The organism is Paludisphaera sp., from assembly GCF_037189885.1.
In the GTDB taxonomy this organism is placed as follows: domain Bacteria; phylum Planctomycetota; class Planctomycetia; order Isosphaerales; family Isosphaeraceae; genus Paludisphaera.
In genome coordinates this window covers 165,948-185,176 of sequence record NZ_JBBCIR010000007.1, presented here as the reverse complement: position 1 = coordinate 185,176, position 19,229 = coordinate 165,948, and the positions used below count along the sequence as shown (strand labels likewise).

General features: G+C 60.0%; 14 protein-coding genes. 8 read left to right on the top strand and 6 right to left on the bottom strand.

Going from position 1 to position 19,229, the window contains the following annotated elements; all coding sequences use genetic code 11:
- Positions 1-213 precede the first annotated feature (213 nt).
- Complete coding sequence (locus WG209_RS03245; RefSeq protein WP_337173564.1) at positions 214-528, top strand: hypothetical protein; 315 nt, start codon at positions 214-216, stop codon at positions 526-528.
- Positions 529-604: 76 nt separating this feature from the next.
- Complete coding sequence (locus WG209_RS03240) at positions 605-2,503, top strand: ParB/RepB/Spo0J family partition protein (protein ID WP_337173563.1); 1,899 nt, start codon at positions 605-607, stop codon at positions 2,501-2,503.
- A 150-nt stretch (positions 2,504-2,653) separates the two neighbouring features.
- Here the strand turns inward: WG209_RS03240 and WG209_RS03235 are convergent, their stop codons facing one another.
- Both WG209_RS03235 and mobF read right to left on the bottom strand, forming a co-directional pair.
- Positions 2,654-3,130 (bottom strand): hypothetical protein, encoded by a 477-nt coding sequence (locus WG209_RS03235; protein WP_337173562.1) that lies wholly within the window; start codon positions 3,128-3,130, stop codon positions 2,654-2,656.
- Positions 3,120-5,822: a MobF family relaxase gene (gene mobF / locus WG209_RS03230; RefSeq protein WP_337173561.1), complete on the bottom strand. Its 2,703-nt coding sequence runs from the start codon at positions 5,820-5,822 to the stop codon at positions 3,120-3,122. Before mobF ends, WG209_RS03235 begins: the two co-directional genes overlap by 11 nt.
- Before the next feature lie 601 nt (positions 5,823-6,423).
- Here mobF and WG209_RS03225 point away from each other — a divergent pair.
- Together WG209_RS03225 and WG209_RS03220 are read left to right on the top strand one after the other, a co-directional pair.
- Entirely contained in the window at positions 6,424-8,718 is a 2,295-nt protein-coding gene (locus WG209_RS03225; protein WP_337173560.1) for a hypothetical protein, read from the top strand.
- A 15-nt stretch (positions 8,719-8,733) separates the two neighbouring features.
- Positions 8,734-9,489 carry a hypothetical protein gene (locus WG209_RS03220; RefSeq protein WP_337173559.1) on the top strand — a complete coding sequence of 252 codons (756 nt, stop codon included), beginning with the start codon at positions 8,734-8,736 and terminating at the stop codon, positions 9,487-9,489.
- 351 nt (positions 9,490-9,840) lie between these two features.
- On the opposite strand, the gene WG209_RS03215 is transcribed toward WG209_RS03220, so the two are convergent.
- The 3 genes from WG209_RS03215 to WG209_RS03205 all read right to left on the bottom strand — a co-directional run bounded on the left by WG209_RS03215 (position 9,841) and on the right by WG209_RS03205 (position 11,078).
- A complete protein-coding gene (locus WG209_RS03215; RefSeq protein WP_337173558.1) occupies positions 9,841-10,413 on the bottom strand; it encodes a recombinase family protein in 573 nt (190 codons plus the stop codon).
- 78 nt (positions 10,414-10,491) lie between these two features.
- Complete coding sequence (locus WG209_RS03210; RefSeq protein ID WP_337173557.1) at positions 10,492-10,821, bottom strand: type II toxin-antitoxin system PemK/MazF family toxin; 330 nt, start codon at positions 10,819-10,821, stop codon at positions 10,492-10,494.
- The gene (locus tag WG209_RS03205; RefSeq protein WP_337173556.1) at positions 10,821-11,078 is read right to left on the bottom strand and encodes an AbrB/MazE/SpoVT family DNA-binding domain-containing protein; all 258 of its coding nucleotides are present in this window, start codon (positions 11,076-11,078) and stop codon (positions 10,821-10,823) included. The genes WG209_RS03210 and WG209_RS03205 overlap by 1 nt, the downstream gene beginning before the upstream one ends.
- 274 nt (positions 11,079-11,352) lie before the next feature.
- On the opposite strand from WG209_RS03205, the gene WG209_RS03200 reads away from it, so the two are divergent.
- The 4 genes from WG209_RS03200 to WG209_RS03185 all read left to right on the top strand — a co-directional run bounded on the left by WG209_RS03200 (position 11,353) and on the right by WG209_RS03185 (position 16,068).
- Positions 11,353-11,646, top strand: a complete 294-nt coding sequence (locus tag WG209_RS03200; protein ID WP_337173555.1) for a WGR domain-containing protein — start codon at positions 11,353-11,355, stop codon at positions 11,644-11,646.
- Between the two features lie 188 nt (positions 11,647-11,834).
- Positions 11,835-13,748 carry an AAA family ATPase gene (locus WG209_RS03195; protein WP_337173554.1) on the top strand — a complete coding sequence of 638 codons (1,914 nt, stop codon included), beginning with the start codon at positions 11,835-11,837 and terminating at the stop codon, positions 13,746-13,748.
- Positions 13,745-14,629 carry an ATP-binding protein gene (locus WG209_RS03190; protein ID WP_337173553.1) on the top strand — a complete coding sequence of 295 codons (885 nt, stop codon included), beginning with the start codon at positions 13,745-13,747 and terminating at the stop codon, positions 14,627-14,629. The genes WG209_RS03195 and WG209_RS03190 overlap by 4 nt, the downstream gene beginning before the upstream one ends.
- The gene (locus tag WG209_RS03185; RefSeq protein WP_337173552.1) at positions 14,617-16,068 is read left to right on the top strand and encodes a phosphotransferase; all 1,452 of its coding nucleotides are present in this window, start codon (positions 14,617-14,619) and stop codon (positions 16,066-16,068) included. The genes WG209_RS03190 and WG209_RS03185 overlap by 13 nt, the downstream gene beginning before the upstream one ends.
- Positions 16,069-16,297: 229 nt before the next feature.
- Here WG209_RS03185 and WG209_RS03180 read toward each other — a convergent pair whose 3' ends face one another.
- Positions 16,298-19,189: a DNA methyltransferase gene (locus tag WG209_RS03180; protein ID WP_337173551.1), complete on the bottom strand. Its 2,892-nt coding sequence runs from the start codon at positions 19,187-19,189 to the stop codon at positions 16,298-16,300.
- Between the last annotated feature and the right edge of the window lie 40 nt (positions 19,190-19,229).

Sequence of the window (19,229 nt, the reverse complement as noted above, 5' to 3'; positions counted from 1 at the left end):
GGGCCTGCGGCCCCATCGCCGTCAAGCGGCAAGCCGCTGGTCGGACGGCGGTTTCCCCGGTTTTCGGCCGTCCGCGCGCGGCCAGCCTGCAAACCGGGTGATTCCCCTCCGCCGCCCGACCGCTTGACGGCTCCCCCCGCTCATTGCCGCTGGGCTAGTTCGTTGAATGCCGGGCGCATTCAACGTGTTAACCAATTATAAGGAGTAATAACCATGACGAACATGCAAGCCGATAGGCCCCCGTTTCCCCGGCTGGTAATCGCCAACCCGAAATTTGCGCTGGGGCGGGTGGTGATGACCGCCAATGCCGCCGGGCAGCTTCCCCGGCTGGACGTGGCGCAAGCCCTATGCCGCCACGCGTCCGGGGATTGGGGCGAAGTGTGCGAAGCCGACCGCGACGAAAACGAGCTGAGCTTGAGGGAAGGCTACCGCCTGATGTCGGTCTATCGCGCGGGCGAAACCGTGTTCTGGATTATCACCGAGGCCGACCGCAGCGTCACCACGGTGCTGATGCCGGACGATTACTGAGTCAACCCACTGACCGGGCGGGGATTGCAGCCCCGCCCGGAATTCCCCGAATCGCATACAAACGGAGATTGATACTATGAATACCCAATTAATCGAAGTCAAGAAACTCGGCAAATCCCCGCTCAACGTACGCCGCACCGGAAGCGCTAGCGCGTGCGACGAGCTGAAAGCGTCCATCCTCGCGCACGGCCTGTTGCAGAACCTAAGCGTCCACCCCGCCAAGAAGGGGAAGTTTCAGGTATTCGCCGGAGGCAGGCGGCTGGCCGCGCTGCACGCGCTCCAGTCGGAAGGCCATCTGCCCGACGATTACGCCGTGCCCTGCCACATCTACACGGAAGCGCAGGCGCGGGAATTGAGCCTGGCGGAAAACACCGTGCGCCACGCCATGCACCCGGCGGATGAATTCGAAGCCTTCGCCCAACTCGTTGGGCAAGGGCTTTCCTCCGCCGACATCGCCACCCGGTTCGGCGTGGAGGAATCCCACGTGCTGAAACGCCTGAAGCTGGCGCGGGTCGCGCCGGAGCTGCTGAACGCCTACCGCCAAGGGGAATTCAGCCTGGAATGCCTGATGGCCTTCACGCTGACCGACGACCATGCGCGGCAAGTGAGCGTCTATCGCGGCTTGACGGAGTGGCAGCGCAACCCCCGCGACATCCGCGCCCAGTTGACCGAAACCATGCCGGGCGGCAAGGACAGGCTGGCGGTGTTCGTCGGGCTGGATGCCTACCTGCAGGCGGGCGGCGCCATCCGCGCCGATCTGTTCGGCGAGGCGGTTTACCTCGAAAACCCCGAGCTGCTGCACCGGCTGGCCGCCGAAAAGCTGGAAGCGGAGCGGCAGGCGCTGCTGGCCGAGGGCTGGGGATGGGTGGACATCATGCCGGAACGCGACTGGCAGTTTCTCCACCAGTGCGGCCGCATCGCGCCCCGGCCCCTGAACGTGCCGGAGGAGTTGCTGGAACGCCAAGCCCGCGCGGAAGCCGCCCTGAGCGCGGTCATGGAAGCGATGGACGATACAGAATCCGATGCGCTGATGGACGCGCGGGAGGAGGCGCAGGCGGAAGTGGACGCCATCGCCGCCGAGCTGGCGCGGTTCTCCGCCTTCGACCCGGAGCAGATGCGGTTTGCCGGATGCTGCGTCAGCATCGGCTACAACGGGGCATTGGAGGTGGAGAAAGGGCTGGTGCGGAAAGCCGATGCCAAGCGGCTGGCCGCATCCACCGCCCCGGCGGCCACAAGGCTGCAAAACCGGATGCCGGATTCGCTCCGCCGCGCCCTGGAAGCCTGCCGCTTGCAGGTGGCGCAAGCCGCGCTGGCCGCGAATCCGGCGCTCGCCTTCGACTGGCTGGCGTTTTCGCTCGCCTGTGACGCGTTCGGCCTGCCAGGCTCGACCGGGCTGGATATTCGCCTGACCGGGCATGCCGCAAAATTTGAAGGTGCCGGTGCCACGGCGGCGGCAAGCGCGATGGAAGCGATTCTGCACGGCTTGCCCCGGCACTGGCTCGAAGCCGGAGATGAGGCCGAGCGGTTCCGCCGGTTCCGGGCGCTCAATCAAGCGGAAAAGCAAGCCGTCTTCGCTTTCTGCGTGGCGCGGAGCCTTCAGCCGCAACTCTCCACCGGCCACGAGAATTCCGCCCATGAGTTGGCGCTTTCGCTGACCGGCGTGGAGGTGGCCGATTACTGGCGACCGACCAAGGAGCAGTATCTGAAGCGCCTCACCCGCGCGCAACTGCTGGCGCTTGGGGCCGAGCTGTTGGGCGAAGCGTGGGCCTATCAGCGCATGGACTACAGGAAAACCGAGCTGGTGGAGCGTCTGGAAGCCGCATTCCGGGCGCCGGAGCAGCCCGGACACAGCCCGGAACAGGCGGCGAAACTCGCCGCGTGGCTGCCCGAGGGCATGGCCTTCCTGCCACCGGAGCCAACGGCGCAGCCGGAACCGGCGGCGGAGCCGAACGCAGTGGCGCACGCAGCCGCCTGATACACCACGGGGCGGGCGGTACTGCCGCCCGCCTTGCCATCGGACAAAGACAGGGAAACGGTGCGGGGTGGCGGTGCCCGCCGCCCCCCGCACGGCGCGCTCGCTCCCTGCGCTCACGCTCCGGTCGCTCGCTCCGAATGCGCGGGAGCGTCAGAGTTCCAACGGACGGAACGCGATGCGGTGGATCACCGGCGTGGCTTCCGCCTCAAAATCCCGCTCCGCCGCCATCTCCCGCATCCACGGCATGCGCTGGAGGGAGAGGTAATCGAACAGCGGCCACAGATGCCGCCCTTCAATCGTCACTTCCGTGATGACCCTGGATTTGAAGCAGAGGATGAGCGTTTCTCCCGAAGCGCCGGTGGCGGGCCGGTATTCGGGAAAGCTGTCCAGGTCGGCATAGAGGCCAACCCGCACCGCCCGGTCTTTCAGGAAGAAATGCACCCGCGGCAGCGGTTTGTAGCTGGGCATGGCAAACGCCCGGTACTCGCCGCTCATGGTCAGCAGCGAAACCGCCTCCTCTTCCTCGCGCGGCGGCACCGCTGCGGTGCCCGCGCCCGGATCAGGCCGGTTCAGAATGGCCTGAATCCCAGAGATCGAGCGCCGATCCGCCGCCAAGCTAACGTCCATGAGCCTGCCTCCTCTCCGGTTCCGGGGTGTCGTGGGATACGCGTATGCCCTGATAGAAGCGTACGCGTTTCAGGCGTTCCGCCTGCCTGCGCAGCCTCTCCGGCCAATTGGGCTGCTTGCGGGGGAGTTGCGGCGGCCGCACCAGGTCGAGCGCCGCCAGCTTGGCCGATGAGCGTTGGATGCCCTCGCGCACCGCCGCCTTGTCGTCGGTATAAAGCGTCAGCCGCTCGCGGGCGCGCGAGCTGCTGACATACATTTGCTCTCTGTTAGTTGCCGGCAAGGAGCTGGCCGCCATGCCGAGGATGACGCGATCGACCGTCTTGCCCTGGCTGCCGAAGGAGGTTTCCACGTAGCCGTGCCGGAAATGTCCTTCCTCCTTGCCGACCACCCAGCCGTTTTCCAGGCGGATGTTGCCGCCCTCCGTGAAACCGGCCACGCGGTAGCTGGAGCCGTTGACGAGCTTGTGCCTGCCGTCCAGCGACCGGCCGTTGGCCGTGAAGCGGATCAGGTCGCCTTCGGCCAGATGGATGGTTTCCGGGCGGTAGACCTGGAATTTCGCCGCTTCGCCGACGGGCAGGCTGGCGCGCGCTTCCTCCGCCCCGGAAAACGCCAGCCGGCGGCCCTTCGTGACGCCTTTGCCGTTCTGGTGGAACTGGAGCACGTCGCCGCTCCGGTAATTGCGCGCATCGCCACGCTCGGCTTCGCTTAGGTTCCGTGCCACCAGCCGGGTGAACGCCCGCTCCTCCTTGCCCAGCTTCTTCGCCAGCCTGAGCTGGCGGCGGATTTCCCGCGTGATCCGCTCGCCTTCGGCATGGGTGGGGCTGACCACCAGGGCGGTTTTCTTGTCGTCGATGGCCTGAACGTATTCGTTGGCCAGGTGCCAGTACCGGTCGCCTTCCCGGTTTTCCTTCACCCAGCCCATCCTGTCGAGCTGATCGAAGCCGGCAACCGTGTCGCCGGCGGCCAGGAATTGCACCGCCTTCCGGTAGAGTCCGCCCTTCTGCCGCTTGATGGCGGCGATTGTGAACGGCGTGATGCCCCCGTATTCGGTGAGCACGTGCAGGAGCGAACCCCTGGCGACGGGGCCGTGCTGGCGGGAATCGCCGATGAAATTGAGCTTCAGGTTTTTCTCTTTCGCAAGCCCGAACAGCCGGTAAGCGTCCTGGTGCCCGAGCAGGGATGACTCATCCACGACCACGCGGCCATTCCGCGCCCGCTCCTGCATCGTTTCATCTCGCAGGAAATGCGCGACCGTCACCGCCTCAAACCCTTCGTCTTTCAGGACTTTGGCCGCGTCCGATGTGCTGGCCAGGTATGTCACCTTCGCGCCCGCCAGCCGCATCGCCTGATCGTAGACGCCGAGCATGGTGGTTTTCCCGGTGCCGGCGATCGCGTTGACCACGGTGACGCGGCAACTGGAGGTGAGCAGGCCCTGCACCGCGTGCCACTGGTCGTCATCGAGCTTGCCGCGCACCAGCCCATCCGGCAGCCCCACCGGCTTGACCGGTCCCATCCGGGCAGCGAACGCCGCGATTTCTTCCTCCTCCCGCTGCACCGCCCTGGTGGTGGCGAGCACGCGGTCGCCTTTGATGCGGGTAATCACGCCCTGACGCGGCAGTTCCCTCGCCACTTCGTCCGCCGTCACATCGCCCAAACCGTAGAGCAGCGCCACCCGCTTCAGCTCCCGCTCCGGCACCACCGACGCTTTCTCGAAGCAATGGTGGACCGCGTAGGCCACGGCTTCGCTGGCCGCGATTTTGGCATCCGGCGCGATTTGCCTGCCGAGGACGGCGGCCAGCGCCTGCCGGTCATCATCCGATAGCTGCCCTTCCCATTCGCGGCGCAGCTCCGCCGGCGTCAGCTCCTTCTGTTTGCGGGAGCGCGTTTTCGCTCCCAGCTCGTACTTGTATTCTGCCCGGTAGGCGGGATCGTTCTTCCGCTTCTCCTCGTACGCTTCCCGCACTTCTTCTGATCGCTTGCTGAACCGGTCGATCAACGCTTGCGGCACCCCGGCGATTTCCCATTCCTTCAGGCCCCGGCTGCGGTCGATCCGATAACCCAAGCCCTCCAGCCGGCTGGCCAGCCGGGCATAGAAGGCGGCGGTGAAATACTCGCCATCCCGCTTGATCGCGGCAAATTCCCCGGCCTTGACGCGGTTCTCTTCCGCATCGAAGGTGGCGTTGAACACCAGCACGTGACGGTGCCGGTGCATGTCCGGCACCGAGCCATCCACGGGGCGCGCGGTGCTGTGATCGAAGCTGGCGTAGAGCAGGTTGCCGGTGGCGCGGTTGCTATTCTCGCCGCCCCTTCTCACCCGCGTCTGCATGTCGGCTTCCAGCTCTTCCATCGTCTCAACGATGGAAGCGTCGAAGGCGGCAAGCAGCTCCTGGCGATCCGATTCGCCGGCCAGCGTTTCGACGATGCTGAAGGATTTGGGCGCCGAGAACACGAAGTCGTAGCCCACCCGCCGCTCCGAATTGGTGCGTGGCGTGAGCGATTTGCCGGTGGCCGGGTGGAGGTTGTCGCAGAGCCGGTCGAAGCTCGCCTTGTCCACGGCGCCGGACAGGCCCAGCTCTTCGGCCAGCCTGCCGCCCCACACCCCAACCGTTTCCTGCCCCTCCGCGTAATAGTCGCTGGCCGCGTAGTAACTCTTCGCGCCGGAAGCGGTGGTGACTTGGTGGATACGCAGCATAGGGTTGCCCTGCGGTGTGCCACTAGATGATGTGCATAATATGAGCGCCTGCCCCCAAGTCAAGTGGATTTGCACGTATTGGTTGTTGCTGATGCAATGGCTGCAGGCGTCTCTCCTTAGCCCAGCCTAAGGGGTTTTTCGCGGGGAAAATGCGGCGTTGATCGACCGTCGCCAGGCAACGGTGACCGCCAGTCAGTTGAGCACCTGACTATACCGCAAGCAACGACTCCAGCCCGTTGGCACCGCCGCTGTCGTAGCGGCATGGTATTGCTTGCTTACATCTGGAGCCGCCCGATTACATGTCGGCAATTTCAGGCTAGCCATATTGCGATCACCACTGCTCAGGGCCTCTAAGCAGGCGATTTCCAGGTCAGAGACGCTCCGGCCCGGCCTGCTCGTGATCCTGCGCTGCATTGCTGCGACTGCTTCCCGTTCCCGCCGCCCGTTCCGCTGCAGGCGTCACAGCTCGCCTGGGGGCGGGGGGTGACAATTCGCGAATGTTGAAAAAAAAGTTGCGTCCGCTCTCTCGGTCCGGGAGAATCCACGGACGATCCGGGCCGATCGCGGCCCAGCCCCATCGGCCCCACGCTGGACCACTTTCATGCCCGGCTGGCTGTTTCCTCAACGTGCGAGTGATGACCGCATGCGGCGTGCCCGGCGAGCGACGCTGCTGCGCCTGGAGGCGCTCGAAGGCCGGGCGCTGCTGGCCAGCTTCCAAGCGATACCATCCGGGACGAGCCCCGTTGAAGCGGTCTCAGCTGACGGAAACGTTGTCGTGGGGTTTGGGTTCCATTGGAGCAGTGGGGAAGGGCTGGTTCCCCTAGTTGCCCCACAGGGGTTGTCCGGCATTCCCGCGGCAAAGGCGGTATCGGCTGACGGTTCCGTCATCGTGGGCGAGATCACACCAAACTTTGGTGCCGTGCCTGCTTTCCGTTGGTCGCCCGGTCAAGCGAACGTTCAGACTTTGCCCGTTGGGTCTTTGTACGCTGACGCTTATGGTGTATCCTCTAATGGTAATACCATAGTTGGCTACGCCAGTTCTTTCGACGCCAACGCTAATGGGGTCTACCGCTTATCGGGTGGGCAGGCTTCAACGGTTATTCCAACGAACAATACGTTTACGAGATATCAAGTTGCAGGCATTTCAAGTTCCGCGTCGGTGATCGCCGGAACCGGCTTCGAAAGGGACGGCTCCTCGACTATCTTCCGCTGGGCCAACAATTCTTTCACTACCCTTCCCGAGCCGCTTGCCCGATCAAGCTTTGCCACGGCCGTATCACCTGACGGTTCTGTGATCGTCGGCACTCGCACGATCGGCTTCCTTCAACAAGCGATTCGGTGGACCCCTCAAGGCGTGTCCGATCTGGGCTCCCGATCATCCGATGCGACACCGAACGGCGTATCGGCGAATGGTTCCATCATCGTCGGAGACCTCAATCCGTCCGGCAACGCCTTTATTTGGGACCAGGATCAAGGTATCCGAGACCTAAAAACCGTACTGGTGAACGAACACGGGCTCGGCCCCTCGCTTCAAGGCTGGATACTTGGCACAGCCACCGCGATCACCCCGGATGGACTTACGATTGTAGGGCAGGGAGTTGACCCACAAAATCGCCCCGCTGGTTGGATCGTCAGGCTTGACGCTTCGATCGAAAATCCAAGTGCCGAAATCAGCATCAACGGCACGGTGAGCAAGACCGATAACATCACTCTGTTCAACCCGGCCGTTACCGGCCAGCCTTATGCGCAGCCGATACACGCAATAATTACCAACACCGGCAACGCCACTGCGACGTTTCAGTTGTCGGTGAGTGCAGCGGGTGCAGCGACGGTCAGCCAAAACTCCGTGACCTTGGCTGCGGGTGAAAGCAGCGAGGTGCAAGTTACACCGAAAGCCGTCAGCGCCGCTCCTTATGACACACAGATCATCGTTTCACATGGGAGCACAGAAATTGCTCGGGATGTGCTGACGATCGTAAGTGTTCTCATACCGCAACGAATTCGGAGCACAAATACGCCTTACTCAATGAAAGACCGTATCCCGCCCAGGGTCGGAACGCCTTTCAACATCACGGTAGCACCTGATCTCACCGGGAGCGGTCAGAGTGTCACGCTAGCGGTCAACGGCCAGAGCGCGAGCAATGGCATGGTTACCATTGATGGCGAAGGAACAAAATATATCGCGAAGACAGGAAAGGTCAGTCTCAGCAGCCCAGATGGCAGCACGCAAACTGCAGCTACAGGACAGTACCGGGGCTCGATCGGCATTCGTGTCGGAGAGAATGGCTCGAAGTTGAAACTCGTGGTCGGAGTACGCGGACAAGATACGACTCAGAGCCATGGATTTAGCGTGGCGGCAATCCCGGTCAATTTCAGCAACACTCGGAAATTGGTGCAGCCTAGAGTCAGGGAAAATGTCGCGCTTAAATCCGCGGGGATGCAGGTTTATTGGCATTTTGAGTCGGATAGCGGAGTCCTTGGTGATCTCGACGCGGTTGAAGTGTCGGAGGTCGTTCAAGCCGGGCCAGGAACAGGAGGGCTTGCTATAAACGGATTTGCTCGCACATCCGGGTATAACAGTGCCCGGGATTCACTCACGTTTTACGATACTCATAGCGTGGCATTCCCGTATTTCTCGAATTTATATCCCGACTGGAATACAGGCGAAATATCCTTTGATCAGTTGTTTAAATTCAGGGACAGAAGGACGGGCAGCGCCGAAGTGCCGATGGCCAATTCAGGCTTTAGAATAGTCCAGCGTCTATATATCGATCCCGTTGACGGAAAGCAGAAATTGCATACAGTAAAGAGAGGAGCTTCCATTAGAATCAATAGCCTTTACTCCGAAGCCGGCACCGTCGAAGGCGGAGAGATTACACGCACGCAAGAAGTTTAGCATCGAGGTTTACCCATGAATTGTATGTTGCTTCGTCCCATGGCAATAACAGGTTTATTTCTTGCGTGCACATGCGCGGAAGCTGGTTTCGTCAACGGCGGCTTTGAAAACGGATATCTCGGCTTCGCAACATTGGGGGCTGCTAGCACAGAATCTTCATCAATCGGAGTAGATCCGACGCAAGGTCATTCTCAGGCTTTCCTTCAGTCCGGCAATGTAATGACAACGGCGACAATTGAAGAGATCGACACGCAGTTTGGATTCTTAGGCGGTCAGTTGAGAAGCCTGTCAACTGGATTGCCTAAAGCTGGATCAGGATTTCTTCAGGTTTTTTCTATTGCCGAGTCAAGCATTTTATCTTTTGATTTCAACTTCCTGACTTCTCATAGGCCCGGGTCGGAAGACCCTGATTTCAATGATTTTGCGTTTGTTTCGATTGGGACGTCTATCGAGAATACTGGGTATTTTGCTGGAGTTCCGGTTGGCCTCGCCGATCTATCTTCTCGCTTTGTTGACTCGTCTGCTTCATCCTTCCTGGGAGAAACAGGATACCGGAATTACTCAGTTGTTTTGCCTGAAGCCGGTACGTATGCATTCGGTTTAGGAGTAATAGACGTTGGAGATCAATCTGGTAATTCCGGTTTATTGATTGACAACATTAGAATATCGCCTGTCACCGTCCCCGTGCCAGCCAGTATGGTACCGCTGGGCATCGGCCTGGCTGCCCTGGGCGGCTACACTTGGCACCGCCGCCGGCGAACCGCCCGCTAGGCTTCCGTCCGTGCCAGCCCCTGCCGGCCTGCACACCAATGCAGTGCTTTCCTTGCCGCGTGGTGTGACCTTCATCATTGAGCCGGCGGGCGATCCCGCGCAACGATTGCCCGTCTGCCTGTAGCTCCGGCAGCTTAGAAGCGAGATCGGCGTAGGCCCGCAGAAGCATGCCTCCGCCGGCCCTGGCATATCCCTCCACAACGGCTTCTTGGCCCGCCAGACCGAGCCTAGGAGCCCCTTGGCGGACTGTAGATACTTGGTAGTCGGCGATGCGCTTTCCGGCCATGTCTCCCCCTCCCTCATGACGCTGCACCGTTCCAGGATGCCCGTCATTGATCGGTGTATCGGAGGCTACCCGTCTTGGGAAGCGACGCGTGTTTCCTTGGCATACGCATAAAGCGTAGGTTTGCTGATGCCGACCATTGAGCAGATTTCCGGGATGGTGTGCTCCTTCGCCCGGTAGAGCTGAACGGCCAGGGCACGCTTCCTCTCATCCAGCTTCTTCTTCCTTCCTCCCTTCCGGCCACGTGCCCGTGCCGCTTCAAGCCCGGCTTTCGTCCGCTCACGGATCAGGTTCCGCTCGAATTCCGCCAAGGCACCGAAGATATGGAAGACCAGCTTGCCGCCTGGGGTGGTGGTGTCGATAGCCTCGGTAATACTCTGGAATCCGATGCCCTGTTCCTCCAGCTCGCTCATCAGGTCGATCAGGTGTTTCAGCGACCGGGCCAGCCGGTCCATCCGCCAGACCACCAGCACATCGCCCTTGCGTAGCTGCTCCCGCACCCGCTCCAGGCCGGAGCGATCCCGCTTGCCGCCGCTGGCGGTGTCCTCGACGATCCGCGTGCAGCCCGCCGCCTTCAAGGCGTCCCGCTGCAAATCCAGATTCTGATCCTGCGTCGATACGCGGGCATAGCCGATCTTCATGGGCGGTCTTTCCGGCGGTCCTGAATGGATGCGCTGACCATTTCATGCGATTCCGTGCATCCTGTGTCCGCCATGTCGTTACTCCAGCAGCGTCATCAACCGGGCAATCACCTCATCGACGATGGCAGGCGGTGCCTTTTCAACGAATGTCGCTTTGCGGGCCTGGAGATCAAGCGTGCGGGGCTGATGGCAAAGCACGACACCATGCACTTTGACCGTAGCACCGCTCAAGGGTACGGCGAAGCCTTTGCTGCGGGCAAACTCGCCGCCCTGCGAGATCGGGCAGACCAGCGGTGTGCCGAACTGGTTGAACTCCCGCCGTGATACCACCAGCACATACCGCCGCCCAAGCTGCTCCCTCCCCTGTACCGGATTAAGATCGACGTGGTAAATATCCCCCCGCTGCATCAGATCGCTTCGCCACCGGCAGGGCCATCGTCCAGCCAGGCTTGATCCTCTTCCGTCAGAGAGGCCGCCAGATCACATTGCCCGATCAGCTCTTCCAGCGTGTAGCGGGGTTTAGCCTGCGGATCGACGATCAGCCGCCCATCGGCAACGGTAATGCCCACTTCGGCATTGGGACGCAGGCCAAGCATCTCCAGAACCGGCTTGGGGATGGCGAACATCACCGAGCCGCCGACGGTGCGAAGGGTGGAATAGTGCATGGCATAGCCTCCAAGCATAAGTTATATTTCTATATAATATCTCATTGTGGTCGCAGTGGCAAGCTATACCACCTGACCGTATAAGGAAAGAAACGCGTCGCAGGCTGTTGCAACTTTCCCTTGATTTCTTATCCTAATATCTTTACCAAGGAAAGCGGGAAATGCGGTCGAGCTGACGAAGCCGCCGCCGGAGGCAAGGAAACGGTCGTTTGCTTTACCGCTGCCACTGTGGACGCCATCAGGCGCCAGGAGGAGCCAGGGGAAGGGAATGGGGATGGAGCAGTTCAGGGCGGAGCTACAGGCGCGCGATCCGGCGCGCGGCATCTTCCGGGCCTACCGCATCGAGGCGGGCACCGATTTGCTAGGCGATTGGCTGGTGGACGTGACCTATGGCCGCATCGGAACTCCGGGCAGGCGGATTCGCCATTTGGCCGCCAGCGAGGCAGACGCCCGCCGGATCGTCCGGCACTGCCTGCAACGCCGAAGGACCGCCCCCAAGCGCATCGGCGTCGGCTACCAGCTCCGCGAGCTGAGCGACGCCGCAGGGTGGCTCCAGATGCCTGCCTAACCGCCAAACGATGCACAAACAGCCGAGAATTTCAAATTAAGTTCCATGTCTCTAAAGGACATACGGCAAGAGGGAGCGGTCGCCAAGCAGTTGACTGTTCCCGGCCGCTACGCTAGAAGGGAAAACCTGTCAGCGAGAAGCAGGAATCGGGCAAACCGCACAACTGCATTCAGGTGCCGCGGAGTCGCATGCTCGAGGGCGATGTTCGACCGATCCCAATACTTAAGTCTGAAATAAGCAAAGGTTTGGCGAAATTCACGATGCACATAGAGCGGGTCCAGGTCGAAGAAGGCTTCCTCGATGGCTTGGACGTTCATTTCGTCCCTGGGCTGAACGTGGTCATCGGCGCGAGAGGCACAGGCAAAACTTCCTTGATCGAGCTAATCCGGTTCTGCCTCGACATCAGGGGGTTTGGGGCGGAGACGGCCAAGCGGAGTATGGATCACGCGCTTTCGGTGCTTGGCACCGGACAGGTGACCGTCACGCTTGCAGAGAACGGTAGGCAAGTCACCGTTACCCGGACCGCGAACGACAAGGCCCCACGCAGCACTGGCCCCTATACAAGCCCCATCGTTTTCTCCCAGACGGAGATAGAAACGGTCGGACTTCAACCCAGCGGCCGATTGGGTTTGATCGATAGCTTTCTCGGTGACATGCGGCGCACGGGCGCCGAAGAGGCTGAGGCGGTTTCGGAAGCTCGCTCGCTGACGAAGGAGGTGGATTCTCTTCGGCGTGAACTGGAGGACTACGAACGCCACCTAGCCGAAATCCCGTCGATCGACCAGCAGTTAGAGCAACTGGCCCCGTCGGAACAGCAGCTCGCCAAGTCCTCGAAAGACGTTGCTGCGAAAAAAGGAAGCCTGGATGAGCTATCGAAGTCAATCGCTTCCACGGCAGTAGCGTTGACATCGACGGAACGTTTTTCCCAGTTCACGGCACGCTGGCGTGCCACGATTGCCGCGGCAGTCCAGGCTACACCTCCCGATGAGGTGTGGGCCACGCGCACAGAGGACAATCCGCTTCCCGCGCTCCAGGAACGCGCCGCCAAGGCAGCAGCTTACATCCAGCACGCGCTCACCGAAGTCAACGCAATCGAGTCTGAAACTCGCTCTGCAGCCGCTAAGCTAGACAAACAGAAAGTGACCTTCGAGGAGCAAGCGCGACAGCTCCGCAAAGAAATCGAGTCATTGCAAGAAGGTGCGGGGAGCATCGCACGCCAGGGGCAACAGCTCCGCGAACGCAAAGCACAACTTGAGTCGCTGCGCACTGTTGCCCAGGAGAGGCGGCATCGCATCAACCAGCTATTGAGCCAGAGAAATGCCGCCCTAGACCGGCTGGAGTCCGTACGGGAATCCCGGTTTGGCGCACGTGCAACTGCTGCGGATCAGCTAAACCACGTGCTCGGGCCAAAGATCCGAATCGTTGTAACTCGGTTCGGCCAGTATGACGAGTACGCTTCTGCCATCGCGGAAGTACTGCGTGGTAGCGGGTTGCGTTATGGCGAACTTGCCCCTGCACTCGCTAAATCCGTTAGCCCGCGCGAGCTGATGGAAGCAGCAGATGCCAGCGATGTGACGCTGGTTTCGGAGGCGGTTGGTATCACTAAAGACCGTGCACTGCGTGCCATTTCCCAACTCAAGGAAGCCGATCTCGGCGCGCTGGCGACGGTCAATGTGGAAGATGTCGTAAGTTTCCAACTGCTCGATGGGACCGATTACAAGGACATTTCGCAGCTTTCCACTGGACAGCGATGCACCGTTATCTTGCCGCTCGTGCTTCGACACACGGAACGTTTGCTGATTGTGGACCAGCCCGAAGATCATATCGACAACGCCTTCATTGCAGACACCCTAATTCGTTCTATCGTGGCGCGCGACCCATCCGGTCAGATTATTTTTTCGACTCATAACGCGAACATCCCGGTTCTGGGCAACGCAGACCGCGTAGTGCAGCTAGGCTCCGACGGCCGTCGCGGCTTTGCGCTGGTTTCCGCAGACCTCAATTCCCCTGCTGCCGTTCACGCGATCACGTCAGTAATGGAAGGAGGGATCGAAGCGTTCGGACGGAGGGCGTCGTTCTACAGCCGGCGAAAGGGCAAATGACATCCGATCAAGCACTGCTTCTGCTTTCATCAAAATCCCCTCACGAGCGATTGAAGGCAGCGCGGTTCCTGGGCAAGCAGGCAAACGTGTCGGACTTGCCAGTCCTTCGCCAAGCTCGCCGCGTCGAGACCGTTTCATATGTAAAGACAAGCCTTGACGCCACGATTTCGCGCTTATCCAACCTTCCAGTCGATCAGGCGAATGCGGACGTAGAGGAGTTTGAGGTTCCCGAAGAAGTCCGAAAGCAGATTTGGAGCGAAGCGGTAGAATGGGTGACCGGGTTGATTCTCCACGAAATCGCCTCGCCGATGGGTTTGGTGAAACGATCCGCATCCCGTGAGATACCAAATTATGAGAGTTCCAAAACCAAGCATCAGTTAGAGAGCGTAGTCAGGATATTTGAAGCTGTCGAACAGTTAAAGAGCGCAACTGCGGTGCCTAAACCCGAGCAATTCGATCTAGCCGAGCTTTTAAATGACATAATTGCGACGGAATCAGTGAGCCACACAGTCTCGATCTCCCTCCAAGGGCAGCGTCCGATGCTGATAACCAGTGATCGCACGCTGGTGCGACTTGCGATTTGCAATGGGCTGCGTAATGCGCTCGAAGCGGTAAAACATTTGGGGCCAGATGAACCGCACCCCATCATCATTAGCTGGGGCCAGACGGATGTGGACATCTGGGTTTCTATTATGGACAAGGGCCATGGAATTATCGGCCCAATGGAGTCCGCATTCGAGATGGGCAAATCGACGAAGCAGGGGCACAGCGGATTTGGCCTCACGATCGCCCGTCAAGCCATCGAAACGCTATCCGGGTCGGTGACGCTTCAGCCTGTGACAGAGGGTGGCGCCCGGTACGAAGCGAGGTGGGAACGCTGATTATGTTTGTGCTATTGGTGGAAGACGAAGGAGATTTTATCGACGAACTGCGCCAAGTCTTTTCGGAGCTGGCGCCTTCGGCTGCTCTTCAGGTCGCGCGAAGCCGCAGTAGCGCCATGAAACTGATCGACAAAGAATTCTTCGATCTGATAGTTCTTGATCTAAAAATTCCGACTATCGACGGTGCGCTAAACGCCGATCCCGAGCATGGCCATGCCGTGTTCGCCAGGGCACAGGCGGTTGCTCCCGGAACACCGGTGTTCGTACTGACCGGATCGCCCGTCGAAGATTTCATTCAACCGATGCTCTCAAAGCAGCAACAGGTAGACATTTGGGGCCAGGGCCAGAAGGTTGGGAATCTCACCTTTTTGCAGAAATTTCACTTCGATCAATGTCCAGATAAACTGCGCCCCATCGTCGATGGCATTATCGGCCTAACCGATATTGAGCTAGATCGGCAGGGATGCGAGCTTTCCACTCCAGATGATCGGCTAGTCCGCATCTTCGCCAAGCTGAATAGGGGAACATTCTGCCGCGTCGCCAAGCTCTCCGGCGGGTTGTCAAATGCGGTGGTTCTGCGCTTGCACCTCACCGATGCATCTGGAGCCATCATTCATGATGCGATCGCCAAGTTGGGGAGCGCGGAAGTCGTCCGCGCTGAAGGGGAAAAATTTGAAAGGCTAGTGGCGCGCCTCGACCCCAGCGCCACGCCGCGCAAGCTGGCTACGCTCGAATTCGGTGCCAGGGCTCAGGCAGGGAACTTCTACAGTTTGGCCCGCGGCTTTGAGGCTTCCGCGTTCGACGTAGCATCCTGGACCGAGGGCCGGGCGGCAGCGGCAATCAGAGCTGTTGAACAGGCGACTAAACGTTGGAATGACGGGGTTGCACAAAGTCGACGGACGATCAGAGAGATTCGCCAGCGCGTTATGTCGGACGACAACGCGGCCAGGCTTGCAGCGGCACACCGAATTCGATGGGCAAACGAGCTAGAGGCGAAAGGCATCCAAACAAAATGGGCTTATATCCACGGTGATTTCCACGGCCTTAATATCCTGATTTCCGAACAAGGTGCAGTGGTCATCATCGATTATGGTGATGTTGGCGATGGGCCGGCTAGTCTCGATCCCATTACGCTGGAGCTTAGCCTGATTTTCCACCCTGATGGGCCATTTCACCCTTATCGGAAGGGTCAAGTGGATTGGCCCACGAAGGAACAGGCGATGCGATGGGGCGATCTGGATTTCTACCTTGCCGGCTGCCCATCCGCCGAATTTATACGCGAATGTCGCGCGTGGGCAGACCGAGTCTCCGTCGGCAAGCGGGAGATTTCGGCCTGTGCGTACAGCTACCTCATGCGTCAGCTCAAATACGATGACGTAGATAAGGGAATTGCGCTCGCTCTGCTGGACGGCGTTTACGCGCATTTCAATGACACCTGAGCCGAATCCTAGAAGTTTCCTTCCGCCATCAGCGAGTCGCGTAGCGTGAGCTTCGCCAATTCCGCGTAAGTCGATTCTTGGTTCTCCGGCGTGGCGGCGGGCACAAAGAACACAGGCGGCTTTTCTATGATCTCCCTCTAAAGTTTGCTCTCTGTACCATCGCCGATCCGACGCCTCCTGTCCATATGCACCCTGATTCTGTCTTGCCGACCAAACCTCGTTTCGGGCATTATCCGGTTTGCCAAGAAATACGCACGCAGTCTTCGGTGATGAACGTCGCCGCATCCTTAACCAAAGGTGGCAGGCCCGGCCCAATTACCGGCTGCATCGACGCTTCGCGGTCGGCCAGCTCGGCATTCAGAGCCAGGAGGAACGCGAGCGGATCATCGTTGGCCTTCATGCCGTATGCCGCCCGAACCGCCGCATCAAGCGTGTCATGAGCGGTCCGCAGCGGATTTTGGCCGGGCAGCTCCAGCGTGCGGTACAGCTCCCGCAGGCTCCATTCGTTCTCTGTCATGATCTTTCGCCGCAACCGCCGGAGGGATACGGCGGCTTCGGCCACTTTCTTCACCTGGGGGAGCGTTGGCTTCTGTGGCCAAGGGAAGGTGCTGTACACCGTCTCCGATGTGTAACGGAACCTTGCCGATAGCTTGGAGCAACGCTCCGTGAACCAAGCCCAATGTATAGGCGATTGCAGTATGCCAAAGGAGTAATCGTCTGCGAACGTAAATACCTGTAACGCATCGCCTGGCCGGATCGACGGATGGATGAAATCAAAGATTGGGCGTTTGGTTGTCCTCACGCAGACGATGTATCGCGGCAACCGGGAAATGGCCTGGATCAAATCTGCCCGGGGATACGAAATCAGCCACCACTTGTTTAAGAAATTCTGGTGATGGCGGTTGACCCGATATTCTGAGCTGGCAGCCAAGGCTTCTTCGTTGCGAAGCCCCTCCTCCGCTAAAGCTCGCTCCCGCGAGGACAGTACCCTTTCCTTAATGATATCAAGCAGCTTGGGGTATTTGCTCGCCGCCAGCAAATCGCGGGGATGCAGGTCAATCACCACCCGCTGTGGCTGCGGTGGATTGTGCCTGAGCAGATCATCCCCTATCAGATACGGAAGCAACGCATCGGCGTATTTCCGGTCGCTCTGAATCATGGCAGCCGCTTCAGCGGGCTTCAGAAGATAGCCGTCATTTCCAGGCGTTATGCCTTGATGGAATGTTTTAGGATCAGCATTTACTTTAAGATCAATGGCCGTGGAAACGTCAACCTCAAACGATAGAGCCGAATGGATGTGCTCCAGCTCCCTCACTTCCCAAGGGCTATCCCACCGGTCGCCATGCTGTAGGTACAGCCGCTTTTTCCCCGGCTGCTCGCCCTTCACCCAATTGACGATTGAAACGTCCACATCGGCATCGCCAGACCAGACCTGTCGGGACACGGCTTCGGTGATCGTACCGCCGTGCCCGACGATGTAATCCAATCCGCCCTGCCGCGAATTGGTTTCGCGGATGGTTTTGGTGCCGACCAGGCCCGCCCGCCCGCCCGTCGGCAGCTCATCGTGTGCCCGGCGGAACCAATAGACGCAGTAATCGGCATGGCCGGGCACCTCTGGGTACTGTGCCCGAACCCGGTTCACATACGCCGCCCCATATTCCCCTTGCATCTTGTTTTTAGATTGATAGGGCGGATTGCCGACAAAGGCATGAGCCTTTGGCCATTTGCAGAATAATGCATCATCACACTTGATGTTTGCATCCAGGTTATCGAGCGGCAACGCTGCATCGAACTCAATGGGCAGGTCGAGCTGTTCGGAGTCAATCCATGCCTGGCTTTCGTCAATCGCCAGCTCCTTGGCGATCATGAGCGTGACTTTGGCCAGCTCCACTGCGAATTCGTCTTTGTCGATGCCGAAGAACTGCCTGGTGCTTACCAGCGACCGCGTACCCACCGCCTGCTGTGCCCTCCGCCCGAATTCGGCGTGGATTTTGGCCATCAGGCTCAGCTCAAGCCGCTTCAGCTCCCGGTATGCAATATAGAGGAAGTTGCCGCTGCCACAGGCGGGATCGAGCACCAGGAATGACCGCAGCTCTTCCAGCAGGCTCCGCAGTTCCTTCAGCGTCTTCGTGGCTTCGATCCTCTCCCGCCAGGGCCGGACGATGGTAGGCAGTACCACCTTCTGAATGTCGGCTTCCGAGGTGAAATGAGCGCCGAAGGCATGCCGCCGCTCCTTGCCCATGCTGCTTTGGAAGAGCGTGCCGAATATCGGCGGCTGCACCTTACTCCAGTTTTCCTCCGCCGCCTTCAGCAGCAGGGCGATCTCGTCCGGGTTCAGCTCCACCGGATGGATGGTCTGGAAGATGCCGCCGTTGAAGTAGCGGACGTTTTTGAACCGCCCGCCGCGTGCGGGCGAGTCCGTGTTCATCTGCCGGAACAGCCCGCCGATTAGGTCATAGGAGCTTTCGCCGTTCCGGCAATCGTCCAGCAATTCGCTGAAGAGGCCACGCGGCAGCAGCTCGGCATCCTCGGAGAACATGGCCACCACGCATTGCAAGGCAAAGCGTTGGGCCTGCTCCCGGTTTTCGCCGCGAGCAACCAGCGAGTTGAAGACCGCCGCCACCTGGTCCGCCGCCGCCCGCGTGACATCTACGCGGTTGTTGCCGAATTGCGGCTTCTTCTCGACCGGGAAGAGGAAGTTAAAGGCGGTGTAGCGGTGCGGAAGATCGGCCAGGGCGATGGTGTCGACCGGATCGTTGAGCTGGGAATCGAAGTCGTAAATCCAGAATTCATCGAAGTTGCATAGGATCACGTATTTTGGCCGCTGCGGCACGAGCTGGAGCCAGTATTCAAAGGCTTGCGTATAGTGCTTCTGAAGCTTCTCCCCCCGCTTCTTCATCTCGATCAGCAGGCGGGGCCGCCAGAGCAGATCGGCGAATTTCGTGCTCTTCCCCTGCCCCTTCACCCGGAATTCCAGCGTGGCACCGGCTTCCTTGTAGCCGCCGTGCCCGAACGCCTGGAACAACCGGTCGCAGAAGACCTGGGCTTCGCCCTTTTCGTCCCCCTTGAGCGTGCGAGCATAGGCGACGAATTCGAGGATGGATTCAACCGTATGGTTCATAGCGGCAACAACCTAGGCCCTTGCGTGCATGGCGGCATAG

What these genes read in the sequence shown, in the direction of transcription:
- WG209_RS03245 (WP_337173564.1), top strand. Translation starts at nt 214, where the DNA reads ATGACGAACATGCAAGCCGATAGGCCCCCGTTTCCCCGGCTGGTAATC.
- WG209_RS03240 (WP_337173563.1), top strand. Translation starts at nt 605, where the DNA reads ATGAATACCCAATTAATCGAAGTCAAGAAACTCGGCAAATCCCCGCTC.
- WG209_RS03235 (WP_337173562.1), bottom strand. Translation starts at nt 3,130, where the DNA reads ATGGACGTTAGCTTGGCGGCGGATCGGCGCTCGATCTCTGGGATTCAG.
- mobF (WP_337173561.1), bottom strand. Translation starts at nt 5,822, where the DNA reads ATGCTGCGTATCCACCAAGTCACCACCGCTTCCGGCGCGAAGAGTTAC.
- WG209_RS03225 (WP_337173560.1), top strand. Translation starts at nt 6,424, where the DNA reads ATGCCCGGCTGGCTGTTTCCTCAACGTGCGAGTGATGACCGCATGCGG.
- WG209_RS03220 (WP_337173559.1), top strand. Translation starts at nt 8,734, where the DNA reads ATGAATTGTATGTTGCTTCGTCCCATGGCAATAACAGGTTTATTTCTT.
- WG209_RS03215 (WP_337173558.1), bottom strand. Translation starts at nt 10,413, where the DNA reads ATGAAGATCGGCTATGCCCGCGTATCGACGCAGGATCAGAATCTGGAT.
- WG209_RS03210 (WP_337173557.1), bottom strand. Translation starts at nt 10,821, where the DNA reads ATGCAGCGGGGGGATATTTACCACGTCGATCTTAATCCGGTACAGGGG.
- WG209_RS03205 (WP_337173556.1), bottom strand. Translation starts at nt 11,078, where the DNA reads ATGCACTATTCCACCCTTCGCACCGTCGGCGGCTCGGTGATGTTCGCC.
- WG209_RS03200 (WP_337173555.1), top strand. Translation starts at nt 11,353, where the DNA reads ATGGAGCAGTTCAGGGCGGAGCTACAGGCGCGCGATCCGGCGCGCGGC.
- WG209_RS03195 (WP_337173554.1), top strand. Translation starts at nt 11,835, where the DNA reads ATGCTCGAGGGCGATGTTCGACCGATCCCAATACTTAAGTCTGAAATA.
- WG209_RS03190 (WP_337173553.1), top strand. Translation starts at nt 13,745, where the DNA reads ATGACATCCGATCAAGCACTGCTTCTGCTTTCATCAAAATCCCCTCAC.
- WG209_RS03180 (WP_337173551.1), bottom strand. Translation starts at nt 19,189, where the DNA reads ATGAACCATACGGTTGAATCCATCCTCGAATTCGTCGCCTATGCTCGC.